Source organism: Streptomyces europaeiscabiei, assembly GCF_001550375.1.
Classification (GTDB): Bacteria; Actinomycetota; Actinomycetes; order Streptomycetales; family Streptomycetaceae; genus Streptomyces; species Streptomyces europaeiscabiei.
In genome coordinates, this window is record NZ_LRTR01000207.1 from 1 (window position 1) to 22,924 (window position 22,924).

Sequence of the window (22,924 nt, forward strand, 5' to 3'; positions counted from 1 at the left end):
CCGGGTGGCCGGAGCCGATGGCGGCCTCGGTACCTGCGCCGGCCGTCGGTCCTGCTCCGCCGCTTCGGCCCCGGGTCCCTCGGCCCGGGCCGCCCGGCCGGCGGGATCGCCTGTGCACCCGGCGAGGAGCAGTACGGCGAGGGCCGTGAGAGCGGAGAGGGCGGCCAGGGCGCGGGCGACCGGCGTACGAGCTGTCACCACGCACGCCCCCCGGCGCACCACCCGCTCTCGCCGGGTCCCACGCCCTCCGCTCACCCGGCGTTCCCCCCGCGCCGCACGCCTTCCCCGCGCCGGACGTCCCCCCGACGCCTCGTCCTCTCCCCGCGCCCGACGCCCTTCCCGCGCCCGGCTCACCCGGCGTCCCCCGCCGCCCCTCACAGGTAGTCCTCCAGCCTCGCCACCGCGTAGCCCTCGGCGGTGGCGAGGTCCAGGAAGCGGCGGACCATGTCGGGCATGGTGCCGTTCCAGTCGTCCTTGCCCCGGAAGTGGCTGAGGACGATGTCGCCGGGGCGGAGTTCGCGGTCCCCTTCGCGGTAGTCCCAGCGGTCGACGAAGACCTCCTCGTTCCAGAGGGGGACGGCCTCGACGCCGCAGGCCCTGGCGGCACGGAGGGTGTCCCGGTCGTAACTCCCGTACGGCGGCCGGAAGAGTGTGGGCCGCTTGCCGTACCGCTGCTCGATCACGTCCTGCATGCCGCAGATCTCGCGCTTCTGGGCGGCGTAGGAGAGGGCGGGCAGGTGGCGGTGGTTGAGGGTGTGGTTGTTGAGGGCGACGCCACGGTCCCGCATCCGCTCGAAGTAGCCGTAGTCCTTCCTGACCAGGTAGTCGCTGAGGAAGGCGGTGTACGGGATGTTCAGCTCGCTCATCATCCGCAGGAACGCGGGGTCCTTCTCGGCGCCGTCGTCGATGGTGAGGAAGACGACCTTGTGGCGGGTGGGAACGGTCGTGAAGACCGGGGGGAGTCCTTCCTCCTCATGGCCGTCGACCTCGAATCCCCGACGCGTCCTGAGCGCCGGCTTCTCCGCCGGAGGCGCGGGTGCGAGCAGCGGCACCTCGGCCAGCCCCCAGCGCTTCGCGACGGCGACCCGGGCGGTGTGCGCCCGGCGCAACTTCCCGGCGTACGCGTCGAGGGCGCGGGCGCCGGGCGCGTCGAAGGGTCTCTGCCCGCGCTCCTGGCCATGGGCCGGCTCCGCGGTACCCCGCCGCTCGGCAGCACCCTGCTCCGGCGCCTCCTCGGGACCACCCCCCGCCACGCCCCCGCCGCCTCCGGCACACCCGGACACGATGACCGCGGCGGCGAGCAAGGCGACACCGCCCCGGACACCGCCGCTCCCCCTCCTGAAACTCGCCCGCTTCGCACTCTTTCCATCATTTTGTCGTACGAGTCGCATGGCGCCTCATCCTCACAGGACGGCCCCTCCGCACCACCCCCGACACCGCCACCGGCCCCCGATCATCCACCGACTGGCCCACACCACCGCCTCGCTCCCCAGCCCCTCCCGCTCACCCCCCGTGCCACCCCTCCCCGCCCCGCACCCCCTCCCCCTGACCGACAATGGCCCGGTGAACGCCCAGGACCCCGCCACCTTCCTCGCCCCCCTCCTCACCCCCGAGGGCCGCGCCCTCCTCGACGAGGTGCGCGACACCGAACCGGCGCGGGAGCTGGCCGTGGCGACCCGGCTGCGCCGCGACCACCCGGCGCCACTCGTGTCGGCGGCCCTCGCCCAGGCACGCCTGCGGCAGCGCGCGGCGGCGAAGTTCGGCGCGACGGACGCGGGGCTGATGTTCTTCACACCGAACGGGGTCGAACAGTCGACCAGGACGACCGTGGCGACGTACCGGGCCGAGTGCTTCCACGCGCTGGGCGTGCGGTCGGTCGCCGACCTGTGCTGCGGGATCGGCGGGGACGCGATCGCCCTCGCGCGCGCCGGGATCCGCGTGCTGGCCGTCGACCACGACCCGCTGACGGTGGCGGTGGCCCGCGCCAACGCCGACGCGCTCGGCCTCGCCGATCTGATCGAGGTGCGCGAGGCGGATGTGACGGAGGTGGACACGGCCGGGTACGACGCCGTGTTCGTCGACCCGGCCCGGCGGTCCTCCGGGCGCGGCCGGATCTTCGACCCGGAGGCCTACTCCCCGCCCCTGTCCTGGGCCGTGTCGGCCGCCCTCAAGGCCCCGCTCGGCGTGCTGAAGATCGCGCCCGGCATCCCGCACGAGGCGATCCCCCCGGAGGCCGAGGCCGAGTGGATCTCGGACGGCGGCGATGTGAAGGAGGCCGTGCTGTGGTTCCGCGGGGGCGGGACGCCGGGGTCACGGCGGGCGATGCTGCTGCCCTCGGGGGCCGGCATCTGGGCCTCGCCCGCCACCATGCTGCCCGACCCCCAGGTCCGCCCGGTCGGCCGGTACCTGTACGAGCCCGACGGCGCCGTCATCCGCGCCCACCTGGTCGCCGAGGTCGCCGAGGACCTGGAGGGCGGGCTGATCGACCCCACGATCGCCTACATCACCGCCGACGAGCACCACGTCACGCCGTACGCCACCGCCTATGAGATCACCGACCAACTCCCCTTCGGCGTCAAGAAGTTGAAGGCCCTGCTGCGGGAGCGCGAGGTCGGCATCCTGACCGTGAAGAAGCGGGGGTCGGCCGTCGAGCCGGAGGAACTGCGCAAGAAGGTCAAGCCCCAGGGCCGCAACTCGGCGACGGTCTTCCTGACCCGGGTCGCGGGAGCGCCGACGATGCTGATCGGGCACCCCGCCTGACCCGCAGTCCCCTCACGCCCCTTCACGCCCCCTCATGCCCCCTCAGGCCCCTTCCTCCGCCCGCGCCAGCAGCAACGCCCGCTCCCGCTCGTTGCGCGCCAGCCCGGCCGCCCGTACGAACTCGGCGCGGGCCTCCTCCGTGCGGCCCAACCGCCGCAACAGGTCCCCCCGCACGCTGGGCAGCAAGTGGTAGTCGCGCAGGGCGGGCTCGGCGGCGAGGCTGTCCACGATCTCCAGGGCGGGGCCCGGGCCCTCGGCCATGGAGACGGCGACCGCGCGGTTCAGCTCCACCACGGGCGACGGGGCACGGACGGCCAGCAGGGCGTACAGGGTGGCGATCTTCGGCCAGTCCGTCTCCTCGTAGGTGTACGCCTGGGCGTGGCACGCGGCGATGGCGGCCTGGAGGGCGTACGGGCCGGGGGCGCCCGTCGCGCAGGCGGTGGCGCGGCCGAGAGCGGTGAAGCCCCGGGCGACCAGGAGGCGGTTCCAGCGGCGGCGGTCCTGGTCCTTGAGCAGGACCGGTTCGCCGGTCGGGCCCGTGCGGGTGGCGGCCCGTGACTCCTGGAGCTCCAGCAGGGCCACCAGGCCGTGCACTTCGGGTTCCTTGGGCATCAGCTGCGCCAGTACGCGCGCCAGCCGGAGGGCGTCCTCGCACAGGGCGGGGCGCAGCAGATCGTCGCCGGCTGTGGCCGCGTACCCCTCGTTGAAGATCAGGTAGATGACCTCGAGCACGGAGTCGAGGCGGGCCTCGCGGTCGGGGCCGTACGGCACTTCGAAGGCGACGTTCTTCGTCGCCAGCGTGCGCTTGGCGCGGACGACGCGCTGGGCGATCGTCGTCTCGGGGGCCAGGAAGGCGCGGGCGATCTCGGGCGTGGTCAGGCCGCCGAGGAGGCGGAGGGTGAGGGCGATGCGGGCCTCGGCGGAGAGCACGGGGTGGCAGGCCGTGAAGACGAGACGGAGCAGGTCGTCGTCGATGTCGTCCGGGTCGGACGGCCGGTCGAGATACGGCCCCGCCGCCTCCATGTCCCGGCCCACCTCGGCGAGCTTGCGCGTGTACCGCTCCCGGCGGCGCACGAGGTCGATCGCCCGGTGCTTGGCCGTGGCCGTCAGCCAGGCCCCCGGGTTGTCCGGCACCCCGTCCCTCGGCCACTGCTCCAGTGCCGCGACCAGCGCGTCCTGAGCCAGTTCCTCCGCGATCCCGATGTCCCGCACGATGCGCGCGACGGCGGCGATGAGCCGGGGCGACTCCATGCGGAAGACGGTTTCGATGGCGGTGCCGGGGTCGGGGGCGGGGCCGGAGGGGGTGCGGCCGGCGGCGGTGGGCTGTGGGGTCACAGCCCACCATCAGACACCCGGAGAGCGCCCCCGCCAAGCAGCTCAGCCCTCCATGATCTCCCGCACCTCGCACGTCACCGTCCAGTGCTCCTCGTGCACCTTCAGGAACCGCTTGGTCCACTCGATCGCCTCGGCCATGTCCTTGGCCTGGAGGATGGCGTACCCTCCCACGACCTCCTTGGACTCGGTGAACGGCCCGTCGGTGACGGAGACCTTCCCGCTCTCCCAGTGCACCCGCGTGCCCTGCGCGGTCGGGGTCAGCCCTGCGGTGTCCAGCAGCACCCCGGCCTTCGTCATCTCCTCGATCAGATCCCCCATCCGCTGCATCAGCTCGGGGCTCGGGCCCTCGGCGGGGGCGGTCTTCTCGTCGATCCGGACCATCGACAGATAGCGCGGCATGGTGACTCCAGGTGCATCGGCGGCCGGGGTTTCTCCCCGACTCTCACCCACGCGTCGAACGGCTGCACCTCGGATCGACACGGCCCGCAGATTTTCGTGGAGGTCTTCTTCCGCCACCCCCGACTCGCTACGTCAGCGACTCCCACAGCTCGCTCGCCTCCGGCTCGTCCGCCACCACCCGGTTGCTGTCGTAGGGGGCCGTGACCACCGGCATCATCACGGTCTTCGTGGCGTCCGAGGACAGGCCCTTCAGGCTCTCGCCCAGCCTGATCAGGTCGGTCAGTGAGTCCAGGCCGGTGTCCGTCGTCAGGCTGCCGGTGATCGCGTCGGCGACCTCGTAGAGCCGGGCGGGCTCGGCGAGGAGGTCGGTCGAGGAGATCTGGCCCAGCAGGGCCTTCACCAGTTTCTGCTGGAGGCCGATGCGGCCGAGGTCGCTGCCGTCGCCGATGCCGTGGCGGGTGCGGGCCAGGGCGAGGGCCTGCTCGCCGTCGAGGTGGTGCGTGCCGGCCCGCAGCTTCAGGTGGCTGTCCTCGTCGTCGATGTCCTCGTCCGTCGTGACCGTGACACCGCCGAGCGCGTCGACGAGCTTCGCGAAGCCGGCGAAGTCGATCTCGACGTAGTGGTCCATACGGACGTTCGTCATCGCCTCGACGGTCTTGACCGCGCAGATCGGTCCGCCGACCGCGTACGCGCTGTTGAACATCACGTTGTACGCCACCGCCGTCGAACCGCCCGACTCCAGCGGGCAGGACGGGCGGGTGACCAGGGTGTCGCGGGGGATGCTGACGACCGTCGCCTCGGTGCGGCCCTCGTCGATGTGGACGACCATCGCGGTGTCGGAGCGGGCACCCGAATCCTCGTCACCTCCGCCCAGTTCGGCGTTCTCCTTGCCGCTGCGGGAGTCGGAGCCGAGGACGAGGATGTTCAGCGAGCCGCTCGGCAGGGCCTCTGCGGTGGCCGACGCCACGGGGGACGCCGCCGACTGGATCTTCGCGGGGCGGTTGTCACCGAGCGCGCTGTTGATGTCGACGCTCTTGATGTTGTCGTTCAGCCGCCAGAACGCCCAGCCCGCCCCGCTCGCACCGAGCACGAGGACGCCGGCGAGCGCGAACCCGGCGATTTTCAGCCGACGCCGCCGCCTGCCCGCGCCCCCGTTGTCGATCCCGCACTCGTTTCCTTCACCAGTCACACGCATGAACGTACGTCCGAATTGTTACGGCGAGGAATAACCTGCCGCCTTTCCTTCGGAAATTCTCAGACTTCTCAGCCCAGTGTCACGGTCGGCACCGGGTTGCTCCCGCTCCAGGTGCCGTTGAAGCCGAAGCTCACCGAACCGCCACTCGACACGCCGCCGTTCCAGGAGGCGTTGGCGCAGCTGACGGTCGCGCCGGTCTGGGTGCACGACGCGTTCCAGGCCTGGCCGACCTGCTGCCCGGCCCCGAACGTCCAGGTGACCCGCCAGGAGGAGAGCGAGGACCCGGCGGCACAGCGGATCGTCACATTGCCGGTGAAGCCGGTGTTCCACTGGTTGGCGACGCTGTACGCGGCCGAGCAGCCGGCCGGGACCGGTGGCTCGGTCACCGTGCCGCCGAGCGCCGTCACGATGCCGTGGTAAGCGGGTTTCGGCGCGTAGTTCTCGTCGTACGGGGTCGCCGCGCCCTGTCCCGGGAAGGTGTCCGGGATCCAGGAGTCGGAGTCGGTGAATCCCCAGACGGTGACGGCGGTGCAGCGGGTCACGGCCACGCAGGCCTTCACCACGGCGTCGTACTCGGTGCGCTGTTGGGCCAGTTTGGCCTCGGTGGCCGGGAGTTGCATCCGGATGTCGAGTTCCGTGATGGCGACGTCCACGCCCAGGTCGGCGAAGCGCTGGATGTTCTGCTGCAGGGTCGACGGCACCTGACCGAGGATCAGATGGGCCTGGAGGCCGACCCCGTCGATCGGGACGCCGCGCGCCTTCAGGTCCCTGACCAGGTTGTAGAGGGCTGTGCTCTTGGCGTTGACGCCCTCGACGTTGTAGTCGTTGATGTAGAGCTTGGCGGCCGGGTCGGCGGCGCGGGCGGCGGTCAGGGCCTGGGCGATGTAGTCGGTGCCGAGGCCGTTGTACCAGAGGGTCTGACGGTAGGTGCCGTCCTCGTTGAAGGGTTCGTTCACCACGTCCCAGGCGGCCAACCTGCCCTTGTAGCGGCCGACTTCGAGCGCGATGTGGTCGTTCATCAGCTGGCTGAGCTGTGCGGGCGTCCAGGTGCCGTTGTCGAGCCAGCTCGGGTTCTGGCTGTGCCAGACCAGAGTGTGGCCGCGTACGTCCTGGTCGTGGGCCTCGGCGAAGTCGACGATCCTGTCGGCCTCGGTCCAGTCGAACGCGCCCCGGGTGGGCTCGACGGAGCCCCACTTCATGGCGTTGCCGGGGGTGAGCCAGTTGAACTCCCGGCCCGCGATCTCACCGTAGGTGCCGGTGAGCTTGGAGCCGGTCACCGCGGTGCCGATCGCCTTGCCCTTGGCGGCGGCGAGGTCGCGCAGGGGCGGGTCGGCGGCGTGGGCGGCGGGGGCCGCGACGAGCAGGGCGGCGAGGGCGGCCACGCCGGTGAAGAGGGGAGCGAGACGTGAACGCACGGGGGATCTGGAGGTTCTCATTGTGGGTGCCTCCGAAAGTTTCGGTTGTGTAACCGATTGACTGCGGAGGAGTGTGGAGCGGGTTGTCTCACCCCGTCAATACATCAACTTCCGGCCACACCGGTCACCGACGGCGCTTGACCGCGCCGGACAGCCGTCCGCCGGTCCGGTCCGCGCCCGACCGCCGAGTCCGGTCCGCAGCCGTCCACCGGGTCCGGTCCGCAGCCGTCCACCGGGTCCGGTCCGCAGCCGACCGCCGCTCCGTCGTGGCTGGTCGCGCGGTTCCCCGCGCCCCTTCAGGGCACGGCTGACTTCGGGGCGGCCGACCTCCGGGCACCGCTGACTTCGGGGCACGCCGGCGTCAGAGGACCGCTGACGTCAGAGCGCGGCCGGCCTCAGGACCCGGCCGGCGCCAGGGCGCTGCCGGTGTCAGGGCCGGCCGGTGGCACCCCCGTACTGCTCCGCACCACCAGGCTCGTCGCCAGTTCCACCCGGGTCGCCGCCGAGGAGCCGTCCTGGCGGCCGAGGTCGAGGACGAGCCGGGCCGCCGCCTCGGCCATCTCCATCAGCGGCTGCCGCACGGTCGTCAGCGGCGGCCCCACCCAGCGGGCCACCGGCAGGTCGTCGAAGCCGACCACGCTCAGGTCCTCCGGGATGCGCAGGCCCAGTTCCCGGGCGGCCTCGTAGAGGCCGAGCGCCTGGAGGTCGTTGCCGGCGAAGACGGCCGTCGGGCGGTCGGGGCGGCGCAGCAGTTCCAGGCCCAGCCGGTAGCCGGTCTCGTGGTGGAAGTCGCCGGCCTTGAGCAGGCCCGGGTCGACCGGCAGCCCGGCGGTCTCCAGGGCGGCCCGGTAGCCGTCGACCCGGGCGCGGCTGCACATCATCCGCGATGGGCCGCTGATGGCGCCGATACGCCGGTGGCCGAGTTCGACCAGATGGCGGGTGGCGGCCAGACCTCCCTGCCAGTTGGTGGCGCCGATCGAGGGCACGTCGTCACCGGGGTCACCGGCCGGGTCCATCACCACGAACGGGATGGACCTGCTGGTCAGCAGCGCGCGCTGGGACTCGTCGAGCCCGGACAGCACGAGGACGACCCCGTGCGGGCGGCGCGCGGCGACCTGGTCGGCCCAGGTGCGGCCGGGGGTGAGCCGGCCCGCGCTCTCGGAGAGGACGACGCTCAGGCCCTCCTCCCGCGCGATGTTCTCGACCCCCCGGATGACCTCCATCGCCCAGGCGCTCTCCAGCTCGTGAAAGACCAGGTCGATGAGGGGGGACCGGCTCGCCTCGGCGCGCCGGCGGCGGTAGCCGTACGCGCGCAGCAGATCCTCGACGCGGGTGCGGGTCGCGGGCGCGACGTCCGCGCGGCCGTTGAGCACCTTCGAAACAGTCGGAGCCGAAACGCCGGCCTGGCGGGCGATCTCGGCGAGCGTCGCGGTCTGCGTGGACTGCGACGCACGCGCTCTTGTCTGGATTTCCTCGGGCTTCGCGGGCTTCATGAGCGGGATGGTATCCCTGCGCGACCTCTTGACGAACCCTTTCGACAGCCATACGTTCCCGGAACATTCGAAGTGCCATCCGAAACATTCGCACGTCCGAACATTCGCGAAGGGTGCTGTCATGGAGCAGAACAGAGGCCAGGTCACCGGCAACAGCGCGGGCGGCCGGCCATTCAGCAGGCGCTGGTTCCTCGGCGCCGGTTCAGCCTCGTTGCTCACCGCGGGACTCGGCACCGGCCTCACCGCCTGCGGCTCCGGCGGCGGAGCGAGCGGCGGGGACGGCAAGACGCTCACCGCGTTCGTGTACGGCGACGACGCGGTGAAGGTCCAGCAGGCGAGCGTCGACCGGTTCAACAAGTCGGCCGCGTCGAAGAAGGCCGGCGGCACCATCAAGCTGCAGAAGGTCCCCGGCTCCGACTACTCCCCCAAGCTCCGCACGGCGATGGGCTCGCCCAGCGCCCCGGACATCTTCTTCAACTGGGGCGGCGGCTCGATCAAGCCGTACGAGGACGCGGGCAAGCTCGTCGACCTCACCGACGTCATCGAGGGCGACCCGGTCCTCAAGGACGGCTTCCTGCCGTCGGTCCTCTCCGCGGGCGATCTCAAGGGCCGCCACTACGGCATCCCGATGCGCGGCATGCAACCGGTGATCCTCTTCTACAACAAGGCCGTCTTCGCCGAGCACAAGCTCCAGCCCCCCACCACCTGGGACCAGTTGCTCGACAACAACGCCAAGCTGAAGAAGGCGAAGATCACCCCCTTCGCCCTGGGCGGCTCCGACCTCTGGCCGGAGCTGATGTGGCTGGAGTACCTGGTCGACCGTATCGGCGGCCCCGAGGTCTTCAAGCGCATCCAGGACGGCGACGCCGAGGGCTGGGGCGACCCCACGGTCCTCAAGGCCGCCGAGCTGGTCAAGGAGCTCGTCGACGACGGCGCCTTCGGCTCCAAGTTCACCTCGGTGTCGTACGTCAACGGCGGTGCCCCCGCGGTCTTCGCGCGCGGCAAGGCCGCCATGCACCTGATGGGCTCCTGGGAGTACTCCACGCAGCTCGGCAAGTTCCCGGACTTCGCCAAGGCGGACCTGGGCTGGGCCCCCTTCCCGACCGTCGAGGGCGGCACGGGAGACGTCCGCAACGTCGTCGGCAACCCCACCAACTACTGGTCCGTCAACTCCCGTACGAAGAACAAGGACCTGGCGGTCGGCTTCCTGAAGGACTGCGCCTCGCAGGCGTACGCGCAGGCTCTGATCGACAACGGCGACGTCCCGACCACGTCGAACGCGGCCGACCTCCTCACCTCCGCGCCCAACCCCGAGTACGCGAAGTTCCAGTACGACATGGTGCAGAAGGCCCCGGCCTTCACGCTCTCCTGGGACCAGGCGCTCGGCGACGGACTCGGCACCAGGATGCACACGGAGATAGGCAAGCTGTTCGCGGGCAAGTCCTCGCCGAGCGAGTTCGTGACGGCGTGCAAGGGGCTGAAGTGACCGTCACGGTCGAGAAGGCCACCGGCGCGAGGAAACCGGCGCGCCCGGCACACCTCGCGAGCCGCGCCGGCCGTCCGCACGCCGCCTGGGCCCTGCCCGGCGTCCTCTTCTTCACGTTCTTCGCGGTCGTCCCGATGGCCCTGGCCCTGTACCTCTCCTTCACCAGCTGGGACGGCCTGGGCGACCCGCAGCCGGTCGGCCTCGACAACTGGCGAAAACTCCTCGACGACCCCCGTATGACGCAGTCCCTGTGGCTGACCGTCGTCCTGACGGTCGCCAGCTGGGTCTTCCAGACGGTCATCGCCCTGCTGCTCGGCGTCTGGGCGGCGGGCCGGCAACGCAACCGCGCGATCCTCTCGGCGGTCTTCTTCGTCCCGTTCCTGCTCTCCTCCACCGCCATCGCGATCCTCTTCTACGCCCTCCTCGACCCGAACTTCGGCATCGTCCAGGCGGACACCCTGGGCTCGCAGAGCGGCGCGTTCCTCGCGATCGTCTTCGTCGGCGGCTGGCAGTTCATCCCCTTCCACACCCTGATCTACCAGGGCGGGGCCCGCCAGATCCCCGACGTCCTCTACCAGGCCGCCGCCATCGACGGCGCCGGCCGCTACCGCCAGTTCTTCTCGATCACGCTTCCGCAGCTGCGCCACACGATCACCACGTCCACGGTCCTCATGGTCGTCGGCTCACTGACGTACTTCGAGACGGTCCTGATCCTCACCAAGGGCGGCCCCGGCACGGACACCGCGATCCTGCCTTATCTGATGTACGAGGCGGGCTTCAAGACCTACGACTTCGGCTACGCGAGCGCCATCGCGTCCTTCCTGGTCATCGCCGCGACCGGCCTCTCGCTGGTCCTGGTCCGGCTGACGGGCTTCGGCGGCATGCGCAGCACCCGCGAAGGGATGTGACGGCCGGAATGTCACACGACACGTTGGCACGCCCCACGAAGACCGACGAGCCCTCGCGCGAGCGCGTGACCGCCTCCCGCCGCCGACGCCACTGGACCAGGCGCGCCAACCCGGTGGCGGGCCTGGGCGCGTTCATCTGGCTGGCCATCGTCCTGATCCCCATCTACGCGATGCTGTCGGCCTCCCTCACGGGCGCCGACAAGGCCCTGACGGGCAACCCCCTCAAGCCCCCCGCGAACCCGACCCTCGACAACTACAACACCGTCCTCACCAGCGGCTTCGGCCACCTGCTGAGCAACACGGCGATCGTCGCGGTGTCGGTCGTGGGCATCGTCCTGACCCTGTCCATCCCCCTGGCGTACGTCACCGTCCGCACCCGCGACCGCTGGTCGAACGCGGCCTTCCGCCTGTTCCTCCTGGGTGTGGCGATCCCGGCGCAGGCGGTGGTCGTCCCGTTGTATTTGCTGATCGCGAAACTCGACCTCTACGACACCCTCCTGGCCGTCATCCTCCCGACGGCCGCCTTCGCGATGCCGGTCTCGGTCCTGGTCCTGGTGGGCACGCTCCGGGACGTCTCCGAAGACCTGTACGAGGCGATGGCCCTGGACGGCGCGTCCCCGCTCCGGATGCTCTTCCAGCTGACGATCCCGCTGGCCAAGGGGGGCATCAGCACGGTCGTCATCTTCTCGGCGCTCCAGGCCTGGAACGGGTTCCTCTTCCCGCTGATCTTCACCCAGTCCGACGAACCGCGCGTCCTCACCCTCGGACTCTTCAACTACGTCAGCCAGTTCGGCATCAACATCCCCGCCCTGCTCGCCTCGGTCGTCCTCTCCGGCATCCCGATCTTCGCCGTGTACCTGGTGGCGCGACGGGCGCTGGTGGGCGGGTTGATGGGGGTGGGAGGCAAGTGACACCCCATCGCATCGTTGCCACTGAAACTCACCAACCCATGACAGGAGTTTCATGACCACGGCCCCTTGGCGTGACCCCGCCCTGCCCGCAGCGGCCCGGGTCGACGACCTTCTCTCCCGGATGACCCTGGAGGAGAAGACCGCCCAGCTGTACGGCGTGTGGGTGAAGGCCGATTCGAACGGCGAGGACATCGCACCCGACGAGCAGGACATGACGGAGTCGTTCAACTTCGACGAGCTGATCACGCAGGGCCTCGGCCAGCTCACCCGCGCCTTCGGCACGGCGCCCCTGGACCCGGCGCTGGGCGCGGTGGCACTGGCCCGCGCCCAGCGCCGCATCATGGCCGCGAACCGTTTCGGTATCCCCGCCGTCGCCCACGAGGAGTGCCTCGCCGGCTTCACCGCCTGGCGCGCGACCGCCTACCCGGTCCCCCTGGCCTGGGGCGCGACCTTCGACCCCGCGCTCGTGGAGGAGATGGCCCGGCGGATCGGCGACGACCTGGCCTCCGTCGGTATCCACCAGGGGCTGTCCCCCGTCCTGGACGTGGTCCGCGACCCGCGCTGGGGGCGGGTCGAGGAGACGATCGGCGAGGACCCTTACCTCGTGGCCACGGTCGGCACGGCGTACGTCCGTGGCCTGGAGTCGGCCGGGATCGTCGCCACGCTGAAGCACTTCGCCGGGTACGCCGCGTCCGTCGGCGCCCGCAACCACGCGCCCGTACGGGCCGGGGTACGGGAGTTCGCGGACGTGACCCTGCCCCCGTTCGAGATGGCGGTGCGCGAGGGCGGCGCGCGCTCGGTGATGGCGGCGTACACGGAGACGGACGGCATCCCGGTCTCGGCGGACCCACATCTGTTGACCGAACTCCTGCGCGACGACTGGGGCTTCACCGGCACGGTCGTCTCCGACTACTTCGGCATCGGCTTCCTGGAGACGAACCACCGTGTGGCGGGCAGCCGCGCGGAGGCCGCGCACGCGGCTCTGGCGGCGGGCCTCGACGTGGAACTGCCGACCCTGCGCTGCTATGGCAAGCCCCTCGTGGAGGCGGTACGGGCGGGTGGGATCCCGGAGTCCCTGGTGGACCGGGCCGCCCGCCGGGTCCTGCTCCAGAAGTGCGAGCTGGGCATGCTCGACGAGAACTGGGCCCCGGAACCGGCCGCCGACCGCGTCTTGCTGGACTCGACGGCGAACCGCGCCCTGGCCCGCCGCCTGGCCGAGGAGTCGGTCGTCCTGCTGGACAACCCCGACGCCGTACTGCCGTTGGCCCCGGACGTCAGGATCGCGGTGGTGGGCCCCCGCGCCGACGACCCGCTCGCCATGCTCGGCTGCTACTCCTTCCCCTCCCACGTCCTCCCGGCCCACCCCGGCACGCCGCTGGGCATCGAGATCCCGACCGTCCTCCAGTCCCTGCGCACCGAACTCCCCGACGCGAAGATCACGTACGCGGCGGGGAGCGACGTGGACGGTGCGGACACGGGAGGGTTCCCGGAAGCGGTCGCGCGAGCCTCCGAGGCCGACGTCTGCGTGGCGGTGCTCGGCGACCGGGCGGGCCTCTTCGGCCGTGGCACCTCGGGTGAGGGCTGCGACGCGGAGGATCTGCGCCTGCCCGGGGTCCAGGCGGAGCTGCTGGACGCGTTGATCTCCACAGGTACGCCGGTGGTGGCGCTCCTGCTCACCGGGCGCCCGTACGCGCTGGGCCGCTGGCACGGGCAACTGGCGGGCGTGGTGCAGGCGTTCTTCCCCGGGGAGGAGGGCGGCCCGGCGGTGGCGGGAGTGCTGTCGGGCCGCGTCTCCCCGTCCGGCCGCCTCCCGGTGAGCGTCCCGCACCGGCCCGGTGGCCAGCCGTGGACGTACCTCCAGCCGCCGCTGGGTCTCCTGGGCGGCGCGAGCAACATCGACCCCACCCCGCTGTATCCCTTCGGGCACGGCGGCTCGTACACCACGTTCGCGTGGACGGACTTCGGGGACGGGGACGAGGGCGCCGAGCTGTCGACGGACGGGGACGGCACGTACGACGTCTCGCTGACCGTCCGCAACACGGGGGAGCGGGCGGGTGCGGAGGTCGTCCAGCTGTACCTGCACGACCCGGTGGCCTCGGTGACCCGCCCGGACGTACGCCTGATCGCCTACCGGCGCGTGGAGCTGGAGCCGGGTGAGGCGCGGCGGGTGACCTTCCGCTTCCACCCGGACGTGTCGTCCTTCACGGACCGTACGGGGCGGCGGGTGGTCGAACCGGGGGCCCTGGAACTGCGGTTGGCCGCGTCGAGCGTGGATGTGCGCCACCGGGTGCGGCTGACACTCGCGGGCCCGGTCCGCGAGGTCGGCCCGGACCGCCGGTTGCACTGCGAGACGGAGGTCCGGGCCGTGGAGAGCTGACGGCCGTCAGTCCGCCTGGGCCGCCGCGTGCGCGACGCACACGGCGGCCCGGGCGGAGGGGCCGGAGGCCGAGGCGGGGGCAGTGGTGTCGCTCCACCGAACAGCCACGCACTCCCCCTCGGTTCGCGCCGCGGCACCCTTACCTCACGCTCACGGAGAGGGGCTATAACAGCCCCATGAGCGACGGCATCGAGCGGGATTACCGCAGACGGCGGGGAATTCCGCCCGGGTTCCTCACCACGCTGCTCGCGGCGGGGCTGGTCTCCGCCGGCGCGCTGCACGCGATGGCGACGCTCGGGCCGTCGGGCTGGGACGTGCTGGCCGTGGTGGCGTGGCTGGCCGTCGCCGGCCGGGTGGTGCTGGAGCAGTGGCGGGCGCGTACGTCCGTCACGGCCGACGGGGTCACCGTACGCGGGGTGATACGCACCCGCAGTTGGGCCTGGTCCGACATTACGGCATCCGGGTCGAGGACAACAAGGGCAGCACCCCTCGCTGGTCGGGGTATCTCTACTCCACCGAGGGTCGCCGGATCCGCCTCCCGCACCTCGACGAGTACCGGTTGACCGACCCGATCGCCGAGGTCGCCGACCTGTGCGCCACAGCCCTGCGGCTCGGGCTCACGTCCCTGGAGACGCGACCGGAGGTGGAGGAGCGCATCGCCCGGGGAACGCGACGGCGCAAGGCAGCGCGACGGGCGGGCATCGCGAGCCTGGTCGTCGCGGCCGCCATGTTCGCCCTCACCACCGTGCTGGTCTTCACCGACCGGCCGACGCACACGCTCCTGCTCCTAGGGGGCGTCCCGCTGCTCTGCCTTGCCGTCTTCTTCCTCGCCCTGGACCGCGTCGGCGAACGTCAGAACCGACGCCTCACCCACCCAGCGACTCGAACCTCCACCGGTGCACCGCCCGACTGACCAACTCCGCGCCGGGCTCCGGCAGTTCGGGTAGATCGGCGTCGTACTCCGCGTCCCACCACGTGATGACCAGCACCCGGTCCTGCGGCGCCCTGAGCGTCTCGCGCCGCAGCGGCCGTACGGGAAGCTCCTGGGCCCGCGCCCAGGCGAGGAGCTCCTCCCCCCGCCCGGACACCGCCCGTGCCTCCCACATCAACGCGACGGTCGTCACGAGTACAGGTTGTCCTTCGCGACCTCGTGCACGTGATCGTGATCGTGCGTATGCCCGTGCCCGGCGGCGCGCCCCGGCACATGCGGATCCGTCACCGGCAACGACGAGTCCGCGGACAGGTCCCAGTCCGAGGCGGCGCGCCCCCGCGCCACCATCTCCGCGCCCAGCGCGGCCACCATCGCCCCGTTGTCCGTGCACAACTTGGGCCGGGGCACCCGGAGTCTGATCCCCGCCGCCTCGCACCGCTCCTGGGCGAGCACCCGCAGCCGGGAGTTGGCGGCGACGCCGCCACCGATCATCAGATGATCCACCCCCTGATCACGGCAGGCCCGCACGGCCTTGCGCGTCAGCACATCCACCACGGCCTCCTGGAAGGACGCGGCGACATCCCGCACCGGCACGTCCTCGCCCGCCGCGCGCCTGGCCTCGATCCAGCGGGCCACGGCGGTCTTCAGACCGGAGAAGGAGAAGTCGTAGACGGGGTCGCGGGGCCCGGTGAGCCCGCGCGGGAACGCGATCGCGGTCGGGTCGCCCTCCTTCGCGTACCGGTCGATGACCGGCCCGCCCGGGAACCCGAGGTTCAGCACCCGCGCGATCTTGTCGAAGGCCTCGCCCGCCGCGTCGTCGATCGTCGCGCCCATCGGCCGTACGTCCGACGTGATGTCCGTGGACAGCAGCAACGACGAGTGCCCGCCCGACACCAGCAGCGCCATTGTCGGCTCGGGCAGCGCCCCGTGCTCCAGCTGGTCGACGCAGATGTGGGAGGCGAGGTGGTTGACGCCGTACAGCGGCTTGCCGAGCGCGTACGCGTACGCCTTCGCGGCCGAGACGCCCACCAGCAGCGCACCCGCGAGCCCCGGCCCGGCGGTGACGGCGATGCCGTCGAGGTCCTTCGCGCTCACCCCCGCTTCCTTCAGCGCGCGTTCGATCGTGGGGACCATCGCCTCCAGGTGCGCGCGGGAGGCGACCTCGGGCACCACACCGCCGAAGCGGGCGTGCTCGTCGACGCTCGACGCGATCGCGTCGGCCAGCAGTGTCGTGCCGCGCACGACGCCGACACCGGTCTCGTCGCAGGAGGTCTCGATCCCCAGGACCAGCGGTTCGTCAGCCATTGACCTAGCCATTGATCTCGGTTCCTTGTACGGATGCGGAAGGGTCGTTGAGGCGCATGACAAGGGCGTCCACGTTCCCCGGCTGGTAGTAGCCGCGGCGGAAGCCGATCGCCTCGAAGCCGAAGCGTTCGTAGAGCTTCTGGGCGCGGACGTTGTCGACCCTGCATTCGAGCATCACCTGGGCGCACTCGAAGGTGGTGGCTGTCCGCAGCAGCTCGGTGAGGATCAGCGCGCCGAGGCCGGTGCCCCAGTGTTCCCGGGCGACGGCGATGGTCTGGACGTCGGCGACGTCGCCGGCGGAGGCGAGGCCCCCGTAGCCGATGATCCGCCTGCCGCCGCCGTCACCGTCACCGTCACCTCCGGCATCCTCGGCCACGTAGTACCGCCGGGTCGCCTGGGGTCCGCGCGCGTGGGCGAGGTCCGACCAGAACATGCCACGGGACCAGGCGTCCTCGGGGAAGAGGTTCTTCTCCAGCTCCAGGACGGGCTCGATGTCCCACCAGCGCATCTCGCGCAGCACCGGGGTCGTCACTTGGGGGTGACCACCTTGTAGTTCTTGGGCACCTGGGCGTCGGGCCGGCGCAGATACAGCGGCCGGGGCGCCTCCAGCTCCCCGCCCGCCGCGAGCCGTTCGGCGGCCAGCGCCGCGAGGGCGGCCGCGGAGACGTGCTCGGGCGCTCGGGCGTCCGGGAAGGTGTCGGGATAGAGGACCGCCCCGGCCCCCACGGCGGGCAGTCCGGCCACCGCGTCGGCGATCTCGGCGGGCCGGTCGACGGCCGGATCGGTGACTCTCGTCCGGGCGTCCTCGTACCGCGCCCAGTACACCTCCTTGCGCCGGGCGTCGGTCGCCACCACGAACGGTCCCTCTACCGTCCCCTCGGCCCCGGCCGCGTACGCGAGCCCGTCGAGGGTGCATACGCCGTGGACGGGGACCCCGAGGGCGAGGCCGAAGGTGTCGGCGGTCATGAGGCCGACGCGCAGCCCGGTGTACGGGCCGGGGCCGATGCCCACGACGATGCCGGTGACGGCGTCGAGGCGGGTGCCCGCCTCGGCGAGGACCCGGTCGACGGCGGGCAGCAGCAGTTCCCCGTGGCGACGCGCGTCCACCTGACTCGACGCGGCGACGACGTCCGTCCCGTCGTGCAGCGCGACGGTGACGGCGGGGGTGGCGGTATCCAGAGCGAGCAAGAGCACGCAAACAGCCTACGGCGCTTCGGGCCGGGCCACGGCCGACCTGGTACACGTCCCCTCTGCTGCTACCGTCACAGCACAGACGTACTTCAAAGGCGTACGTGGGTGCGAGAGGTGGACTCAGAAGGTGGCCAGTAGCAGCTCGGTATTCGTGGCCGGGCTCACCGCGGCGGCCATCGCCGCAGTCGGTTTCCTCACCTATCAGGCGTCGGCGCACGTGCCCGACGACCTCGGGAAACCGTCCCCCTCCAAGTCCTCGGCGCTCCCGAAGTCCAAGGCCCCCGCCGACCGGGGGAAGGACACCGGCGAGGTCCTCCCCGACGACTCCGGCGCCGGCGAACGCGTCGTCTACTCCCTCGACGACGACCGCGTCTGGCTGGTCGGCGCGAACGAGAAGGTCACCCGCACCTTCGAGGTCACCCCCAGCACGGTCGACCCCACCCCCGCCGTCTACACGGTCACGTCCCGCTCCGCCGCCGTCACCGGCTCCGACGGCACCCCCATCGAGAACGTCGTCCGCTTCGCCACGGTCGACGGCGTCTCCATCGGCTTCAGCGCGGCGGTGGACGGCTCCACCCCCGAGCCCGACCCCACCACCAAGACGGGCGGCATCCGAGAGGCCCGCAAGGACGGCAAGGCGATGTGGGAGTTCGCGGGCATCGGCACGAAGATCGTCGTGGTCGAGTAGAAGACGCCACCTTTTCAGCCGCTGGGCAGACCCCTGGCCCTTCAGGGGCGCGGGCAACTGCGCGACCAGCCCCCACGCACCCGCGGCCGCGACACGACCCGAGACACCCCTCCGGTGGCGCTACGCAGCCCTGGGGCACCGTTCGGACACAGCCCGCCGCCTCTCCACCTTCACCGGCGGAGCCACGGGCGGAGCCGGGGGCGTAGAGATCACCTTCGCCGCCGCACCCGCAGCCAGAAGGTCCCGCATCGACACCCCGCCCGCCCCGGACGGCTTACGCTCCGCTGTCGACATGGACGCCTCCTGGTGCCACCGGCGAACCAAGTTAGGTAGACCTAACCAAGGACTGGTTACCATGTGACCACGCCGAGGACGACCGACGCAACATCTTGCCGACGCCTTGTCGGAACAGCCGGGCCACGGACGACCCGGCGTTACGCGGACAGCACACCCGGCTCCACGGATGCCCACCGTTCGCCCAGCCCGGTGACCGTCACATGCCGCACCTCGTCCGTGGTGTCGCCGACGGCCCGGTGGATGACCACATGCAGCCGGTCGTCCGTCAGCTCCTCGACCTTCCCCTCGCCCCACTCCACGACGATCACCGAATCCGGCAGCGAGACATCGAGATCGAGATCCTCCATCTCGTCCAGCCCGCCGCCCAGGCGATACGCGTCGACATGGACGAGCGGCGGCCCCTCCACCAGCGAGGGATGCACCCGGGCGATGACGAAGGTCGGCGAGGTGACCGCACCCCGCACCCCCAGCCCCTCCCCGAGCCCCCGGGTCAGGGTCGTCTTCCCGGCGCCCAACTCCCCGTTGAGCATCACGAGATCGCCCGCACGCACGAGCTTGGCCAGGCGACGGCCCAGCTCCAGCATCTGGTCGGGGGAATTTACGGTGATCCGCAGAGACGGCCCGGACTCACCCGGGACGTGCGGTGCTGCTGGCGCTTCCATAACCACTTACGGTAGCCCCCGCCGGAACGGCCCCCGCGCGGGTGAGGAGGTCGGCGAGCCGGTCGGTCACGACCTCGGGGTGCTCCAGCATCACCAGATGCCCCGCGTCCGGTACGAGCACCAGCTCCGCGTCCGGCAGCAGATCGGCGATGGCCTCACTGTGCTCGCTCGGCGTGACGAGGTCCTTGACCCCGGCCAGCACGAGCACCGGCAGTTCGGCGAAGGTCGGCAGCGCCTCGGTCTTGTCGTGCTCGGTGAACGCCGGATAGAACTCGGCGACGACGTCGATCGGCGTGCCCTCGATCATCCGCTCGGCGAACCGCGCGACCGCCGGGTCGACGTCCCGCGACGCGAACGAGTAACGCTTGATGATCCCGGCGAACAGGTCGGCGGTCGCCCGCCGCCCCCGCTCCACCAGCGCGGCCTGCTGCCCCAGCGCCTTCAGCACACCCGGCAGCACCCGCCGCACCGCGTTGACGCCGGCGACCGGCAGCCCGAAGTTGACCTCGCCGAGCCGCCCCGACGACGTACCGACCAGCGCGACGGCGACGACCCGCTCGCGGATCAGCTCCGGGTCGTGCGCGGCCAGCGCCATGACGGTCATGCCGCCCATGGAGTGCCCGACGAGCACGATGGGCCCCTCGGGCACCGCCGCGTCGATGACGGCCCTCAGGTCGCGCCCGAGCTGGTCGATGGTGACCGGCAGCCCGTCCTGCACCTGGGCCGTGCCCCGGCCCGATCGGCCGTGGCTGCGCTGGTCCCAGTGCACGGTCCGTACGACACCGCGCAGCGCGGCCCGCTGGAAGTGCCAGGAGTCCTGGTTGAGGCAGTAGCCGTGGCTGAAGACGACGGTGACGGGGGCGGGCGCCTTGCGGCCGAAGAGCCGGCGTCTGCGGGGCGAGAGCCCGGCCTCCGGCTCGACGTCGTCGACCTCGTAGTACAGCTCGGTACCGTCGTCGGCGTACGCCTTGCCGGGGGTGCCGCGCAGCGCTCCGTACGGGCCGGTGGAGTCGAGCGCGAGCTGGGCCTTCCTGCGCATGCCGCGTCCGACGGTGAGCCGCTCTATGGCGACGCCGGCCGCAGCGCCCGCCGCGACCACGCCTATCGCCGCCCCCGCGACACCGGCTCTGCGCCAGATCCCGTCGCCGGACGCGGCCGTGGCGGCGGCCGCGTTCGCGACGGCCTCCAGGGCCTCCGCGCTGCTCTCGCTCACGTCCCGCTCCTCTTCGCCGACGGCCGATCCCGCTATCGGTCCCGCTACCGCTGGCGCTCCGTACATCCGTACGGAGTCACCAGTCCTGTTCGTCTTTCACTTACTCGTGTTCGGGCACCTATCGCTCATGCCCCCACGTACACGTGCCCCGGATCACACCCGTGGCCACCCACCCGTGCCGCACACCGGCGGTCGCACACCCGTGGTCACATCCTCATGGGCCGCGCTCACGGCCGCACGCGCCCGCTCACTCACCCGTGTTGACGTAGACGCGCGGAACACGGGTTCCGATGCGCGTCACGATCTCGTACGCGATGGTCCCGGCCGCCTTCGCCCAGTCCTCGGCGGTCGGCTCGCCCCGGTCGCCGGCCCCGAACAGCACGACCTCGTCCCCGGCGGCGGGTTCGTCCCCGCCGAGGTCGACGACGAACTGGTCCATGGCGACCCGGCCCGCGACGGTCCGCCACTTGCCGCCCACCAGCACGGGCCCGGTTCCGGAGGCGTGCCGGGGGATGCCGTCCGCGTAGCCGACGGGGACCAGGCCGAGGGTCGTGGCGCCGGGCGTGACGTAGTGGTGCCCGTAGCTGACACCGTGCCCCCCTGAGACGTGTTTGACCAGCGCGAGCGAGGCGCTGAGCCGCATCACGGGCCGCAGCCCGAGATCGGCGGAACTGCCCAGCTCCGGGCTGGGCGAGATGCCGTAGACCGCGATTCCCGTGCGTACGAGATCGAAGTGGGCGTCCGGGCGGGTGAGTGTGGCGGGCGAGTTGGCGATGTGCCGTACCTCGGGGCGCACGCCCTGACCCTCGGCGTAGGCGACCATGTCGCGGAAGCGGGTGAGCTGGGCCTCGATGGACGGGTGCCCCGGCTCGTCGGCGCACGCGAGGTGCGACCAGAGTCCGGTGACCGTCACGAACCCCTCGGCCTGAGCCCGCAGCGCCTCGGCGACGAGCTCCGGCCAGTCGTCGGGCTGGCAGCCGTTCCGGCCGAGCCCGGTGTCGGCCTTGAGCTGCACACGCGCGCGCAGGCCCACCTCACGGGCGGCGTCGGTGACCTCCCGCAGCGCCCACATCCCGCTGACCGCGACGTCCAGGTCGGCCTCGACCGCCTCGCGCCAGGGCCCGCCCGGCGCCCACAGCCAGCACATCAGCCGTCCCGACAGCCCCGCCGCACGCAGCGCCAGCGCCTCCTCGGGCGTGGCCGTCCCCAACCAGGTCGCCCCGGCCTCGACCGCCGCCCGCGCACACCGCACCGCCCCATGGCCGTACGCGTCCGACTTGACCACGGCCATCAGCGCGGCGCCCGGCGCCAGCGCGCGCAACGTCCGCACATTGGCCCGCAGGGCATCCAGATCGATCTCGGCACGGGCCCGCAGGGGCGCGCTCCGCAGAGGTGCTGTCTCACTCATGTCAGCCCCAGTGTCTCAGAGCCCACGGACGCGTCATCGAACGGGCGCAGCCCGGTCGTCAGGGGCACGGGGCGCATCGCTCCGCGGCTGCGCCGCGCGGGCGCGACACGCCAGGACGGACGCGCAACCCGCAACGCACAGGACCCCGCACCCCGCACCCGCCTCACTTCCCGGGCCGCTTCCCCCACACGAAAACCCGGTCCTCGGTCTTCAGAACCCCCCACAACGCCCGCGCGTCCGCCAGCCGCAGGTTCACGCACCCCATGGACCCGATCTCCGTGTAGAGGGACCCGTACACCGCGTGAAACGCCTGCCCCCCACTGAAGAACTGGCTGTACGGCATAGGTGTGTTGTACAGCGTCGACCAGTGGTTCTTGTGTTTCCAGTACACCTTGTGCCACCCCGCCCGCGTCGGGTACCGCTTGCGCCCACTGCGCATCGGCACCGGCCCGAACACCACCTTCTTCCCCTTCTGCACCCAGGTCAGCTGCCGCGACAGATCCACACACGCCACCCGGTACGTCCGCACCGGACACTTCCCGGCCGCGTTGGGGTTCTTCCGCGCGGACAGCAACTGCATCCGCGCCCAGGTCACCGGCCCCGCGAAGCCGATCGCCGGCTTGATGCGCTGTCCGATCTGGAAAGCCCGGATCGCGAGGCAGTCGGCCCGCGACTGCTTCCCGTCCACCTTCCGCCTCAGATACCGCTCGACCTGCCGCTGGTACGGCCCCGTCAGCTTCGTACAGGTGACCTTGGCCCCGGCGAACGCCTCGGCCTCGCCGAGCGGCACGTACTCGATGAGGTCGTACGTCCCTGCCGCCGCGCTCCTCGGTTCCAGCGCCTCCTCCGACGCGCCGGGCGCGTACACCCGGGGCGGCAGCACCTGGTCGGGCGTGTCGATCTGCCACGGCTGGTGCGGGCCGGGCGGCACGCCGGGGACGAGGGTGCGG

Annotated in this window: 22 protein-coding genes and 1 pseudogene; 8 read left to right on the forward strand and 15 right to left on the reverse strand. The window is 71.7% G+C overall.

Annotation, left to right across the window (positions count from 1 at the left end; all coding sequences use genetic code 11):
• Together AWZ10_RS52885 and AWZ10_RS10005 are read right to left on the reverse strand one after the other, a co-directional pair.
• Positions 1-198 (reverse strand): annotated as a pseudogene (locus tag AWZ10_RS52885) (hypothetical protein); the annotation flags it as partial.
• Between the two features lie 176 nt (positions 199-374).
• Positions 375-1,391: a polysaccharide deacetylase family protein gene (locus tag AWZ10_RS10005; RefSeq protein WP_199845942.1), complete on the reverse strand. Its 1,017-nt coding sequence runs from the start codon at positions 1,389-1,391 to the stop codon at positions 375-377.
• A gap of 172 nt (positions 1,392-1,563) precedes the next feature.
• Here AWZ10_RS10005 and AWZ10_RS10010 point away from each other — a divergent pair, with 172 nt between their 5' ends.
• Positions 1,564-2,760, forward strand: coding sequence for a THUMP-like domain-containing protein (locus AWZ10_RS10010; RefSeq protein WP_060890897.1), 1,197 nt, complete (start codon positions 1,564-1,566; stop codon positions 2,758-2,760).
• A 42-nt stretch (positions 2,761-2,802) separates the two neighbouring features.
• Here AWZ10_RS10010 and AWZ10_RS10015 read toward each other — a convergent pair whose 3' ends face one another.
• The 5 genes from AWZ10_RS10015 to AWZ10_RS10035 all read right to left on the reverse strand — a co-directional run bounded on the left by AWZ10_RS10015 (position 2,803) and on the right by AWZ10_RS10035 (position 8,597).
• Positions 2,803-4,095, reverse strand: coding sequence for an RNA polymerase sigma factor (locus tag AWZ10_RS10015; RefSeq protein ID WP_060890898.1), 1,293 nt, complete (start codon positions 4,093-4,095; stop codon positions 2,803-2,805).
• A gap of 42 nt (positions 4,096-4,137) precedes the next feature.
• On the reverse strand, positions 4,138-4,494 hold the full coding sequence (locus AWZ10_RS10020; protein WP_046709206.1) for a YciI family protein: 357 nt from the start codon (positions 4,492-4,494) through the stop codon (positions 4,138-4,140).
• Positions 4,495-4,621: 127 nt separating this feature from the next.
• Positions 4,622-5,689, reverse strand: coding sequence for an LCP family protein (locus AWZ10_RS10025; RefSeq protein ID WP_046709207.1), 1,068 nt, complete (start codon positions 5,687-5,689; stop codon positions 4,622-4,624).
• 68 nt (positions 5,690-5,757) lie between these two features.
• Entirely contained in the window at positions 5,758-7,125 is a 1,368-nt protein-coding gene (locus AWZ10_RS10030; RefSeq protein WP_060890899.1) for a glycoside hydrolase family 10 protein, read from the reverse strand.
• Between the two features lie 374 nt (positions 7,126-7,499).
• A complete protein-coding gene (locus AWZ10_RS10035) occupies positions 7,500-8,597 on the reverse strand; it encodes a LacI family DNA-binding transcriptional regulator (RefSeq protein WP_060890900.1) in 1,098 nt (365 codons plus the stop codon).
• A gap of 121 nt (positions 8,598-8,718) precedes the next feature.
• On the opposite strand from AWZ10_RS10035, the gene AWZ10_RS10040 reads away from it, so the two are divergent.
• The 6 genes from AWZ10_RS10040 (at position 8,719) to AWZ10_RS53595 (ending at position 15,192) form a co-directional block, all read left to right on the forward strand.
• Positions 8,719-10,083, forward strand: a complete 1,365-nt coding sequence (locus AWZ10_RS10040; protein ID WP_046709210.1) for an ABC transporter substrate-binding protein — start codon at positions 8,719-8,721, stop codon at positions 10,081-10,083.
• Positions 10,080-10,991, forward strand: a complete 912-nt coding sequence (locus AWZ10_RS10045) for a carbohydrate ABC transporter permease (RefSeq protein ID WP_060890901.1) — start codon at positions 10,080-10,082, stop codon at positions 10,989-10,991. Before AWZ10_RS10040 ends, AWZ10_RS10045 begins: the two co-directional genes overlap by 4 nt.
• An 8-nt stretch (positions 10,992-10,999) precedes the next feature.
• On the forward strand, positions 11,000-11,902 hold the full coding sequence (locus AWZ10_RS10050; protein WP_046709212.1) for a carbohydrate ABC transporter permease: 903 nt from the start codon (positions 11,000-11,002) through the stop codon (positions 11,900-11,902).
• Positions 11,903-11,954: 52 nt separating this feature from the next.
• Positions 11,955-14,279 carry a beta-xylosidase/alpha-l-arabinosidase gene (locus AWZ10_RS10055; protein WP_060890902.1) on the forward strand — a complete coding sequence of 775 codons (2,325 nt, stop codon included), beginning with the start codon at positions 11,955-11,957 and terminating at the stop codon, positions 14,277-14,279.
• Positions 14,280-14,455: 176 nt separating this feature from the next.
• Positions 14,456-14,842, forward strand: coding sequence for a PH domain-containing protein (locus tag AWZ10_RS53590; RefSeq protein WP_244172452.1), 387 nt, complete (start codon positions 14,456-14,458; stop codon positions 14,840-14,842).
• The gene (locus tag AWZ10_RS53595; protein WP_244172453.1) at positions 14,839-15,192 is read left to right on the forward strand and encodes a hypothetical protein; all 354 of its coding nucleotides are present in this window, start codon (positions 14,839-14,841) and stop codon (positions 15,190-15,192) included. Before AWZ10_RS53590 ends, AWZ10_RS53595 begins: the two co-directional genes overlap by 4 nt.
• On the opposite strand, the gene AWZ10_RS10065 is transcribed toward AWZ10_RS53595, so the two are convergent.
• The 4 genes from AWZ10_RS10065 to tsaB are packed head-to-tail and all read right to left on the reverse strand — an operon-like array spanning position 15,146 to position 17,709.
• On the reverse strand, positions 15,146-15,385 hold the full coding sequence (locus AWZ10_RS10065; RefSeq protein ID WP_046709219.1) for a hypothetical protein: 240 nt from the start codon (positions 15,383-15,385) through the stop codon (positions 15,146-15,148). The two genes, AWZ10_RS53595 and AWZ10_RS10065, sit on opposite strands and share 47 nt — an antisense overlap.
• Positions 15,386-15,399: 14 nt before the next feature.
• On the reverse strand, positions 15,400-16,515 hold the full coding sequence (gene tsaD, locus AWZ10_RS10070; protein ID WP_408997517.1) for a tRNA (adenosine(37)-N6)-threonylcarbamoyltransferase complex transferase subunit TsaD: 1,116 nt from the start codon (positions 16,513-16,515) through the stop codon (positions 15,400-15,402).
• A 4-nt stretch (positions 16,516-16,519) separates the two neighbouring features.
• Positions 16,520-17,047 carry a ribosomal protein S18-alanine N-acetyltransferase gene (gene rimI, locus AWZ10_RS10075; protein WP_046709216.1) on the reverse strand — a complete coding sequence of 176 codons (528 nt, stop codon included), beginning with the start codon at positions 17,045-17,047 and terminating at the stop codon, positions 16,520-16,522.
• Positions 17,044-17,709 (reverse strand): tRNA (adenosine(37)-N6)-threonylcarbamoyltransferase complex dimerization subunit type 1 TsaB, encoded by a 666-nt coding sequence (gene tsaB, locus AWZ10_RS10080; RefSeq protein WP_046709217.1) that lies wholly within the window; start codon positions 17,707-17,709, stop codon positions 17,044-17,046. Before tsaB ends, rimI begins: the two co-directional genes overlap by 4 nt.
• A 124-nt stretch (positions 17,710-17,833) precedes the next feature.
• Between tsaB and AWZ10_RS10085 the strand changes: the two genes are divergently transcribed.
• Complete coding sequence (locus AWZ10_RS10085; protein ID WP_208618475.1) at positions 17,834-18,394, forward strand: L,D-transpeptidase; 561 nt, start codon at positions 17,834-17,836, stop codon at positions 18,392-18,394.
• Positions 18,395-18,828: 434 nt separating this feature from the next.
• Here AWZ10_RS10085 and tsaE read toward each other — a convergent pair whose 3' ends face one another.
• The 4 genes from tsaE to AWZ10_RS10105 all read right to left on the reverse strand — a co-directional run.
• Positions 18,829-19,353 carry a tRNA (adenosine(37)-N6)-threonylcarbamoyltransferase complex ATPase subunit type 1 TsaE gene (gene tsaE, locus AWZ10_RS10090; RefSeq protein ID WP_079104338.1) on the reverse strand — a complete coding sequence of 175 codons (525 nt, stop codon included), beginning with the start codon at positions 19,351-19,353 and terminating at the stop codon, positions 18,829-18,831.
• A complete protein-coding gene (locus tag AWZ10_RS10095; protein WP_046706952.1) occupies positions 19,319-20,566 on the reverse strand; it encodes an alpha/beta fold hydrolase in 1,248 nt (415 codons plus the stop codon). The genes tsaE and AWZ10_RS10095 overlap by 35 nt, the downstream gene beginning before the upstream one ends.
• A gap of 247 nt (positions 20,567-20,813) precedes the next feature.
• A complete protein-coding gene (gene alr / locus AWZ10_RS10100; RefSeq protein ID WP_037694183.1) occupies positions 20,814-21,974 on the reverse strand; it encodes an alanine racemase in 1,161 nt (386 codons plus the stop codon).
• A gap of 163 nt (positions 21,975-22,137) precedes the next feature.
• Positions 22,138-22,924: L,D-transpeptidase (locus tag AWZ10_RS10105; RefSeq protein WP_060890906.1), on the reverse strand; the 787-nt coding region annotated here is incomplete at its 5' end.

Coding starts and splice junctions, on each gene's coding strand:
- AWZ10_RS10005 (WP_199845942.1), bottom strand. CDS start 1,391: ATGCGACTCGTACGACAAAATGATGGAAAGAGTGCGAAGCGGGCGAGT.
- AWZ10_RS10020 (WP_046709206.1), bottom strand. CDS start 4,494: ATGCCGCGCTATCTGTCGATGGTCCGGATCGACGAGAAGACCGCCCCC.
- AWZ10_RS10025 (WP_046709207.1), bottom strand. CDS start 5,689: ATGCGTGTGACTGGTGAAGGAAACGAGTGCGGGATCGACAACGGGGGC.
- AWZ10_RS10030 (WP_060890899.1), bottom strand. CDS start 7,125: ATGAGAACCTCCAGATCCCCCGTGCGTTCACGTCTCGCTCCCCTCTTC.
- AWZ10_RS10035 (WP_060890900.1), bottom strand. CDS start 8,597: ATGAAGCCCGCGAAGCCCGAGGAAATCCAGACAAGAGCGCGTGCGTCG.
- AWZ10_RS10040 (WP_046709210.1), top strand. CDS start 8,719: ATGGAGCAGAACAGAGGCCAGGTCACCGGCAACAGCGCGGGCGGCCGG.
- AWZ10_RS10050 (WP_046709212.1), top strand. CDS start 11,000: ATGTCACACGACACGTTGGCACGCCCCACGAAGACCGACGAGCCCTCG.
- AWZ10_RS10055 (WP_060890902.1), top strand. CDS start 11,955: ATGACCACGGCCCCTTGGCGTGACCCCGCCCTGCCCGCAGCGGCCCGG.
- AWZ10_RS53590 (WP_244172452.1), top strand. CDS start 14,456: ATGAGCGACGGCATCGAGCGGGATTACCGCAGACGGCGGGGAATTCCG.
- AWZ10_RS10065 (WP_046709219.1), bottom strand. CDS start 15,385: ATGTGGGAGGCACGGGCGGTGTCCGGGCGGGGGGAGGAGCTCCTCGCC.
- tsaD (WP_408997517.1), bottom strand. CDS start 16,515: ATGGCTGACGAACCGCTGGTCCTGGGGATCGAGACCTCCTGCGACGAG.
- tsaE (WP_079104338.1), bottom strand. CDS start 19,353: ATGGAAGCGCCAGCAGCACCGCACGTCCCGGGTGAGTCCGGGCCGTCT.
- alr (WP_037694183.1), bottom strand. CDS start 21,974: ATGAGTGAGACAGCACCTCTGCGGAGCGCGCCCCTGCGGGCCCGTGCC.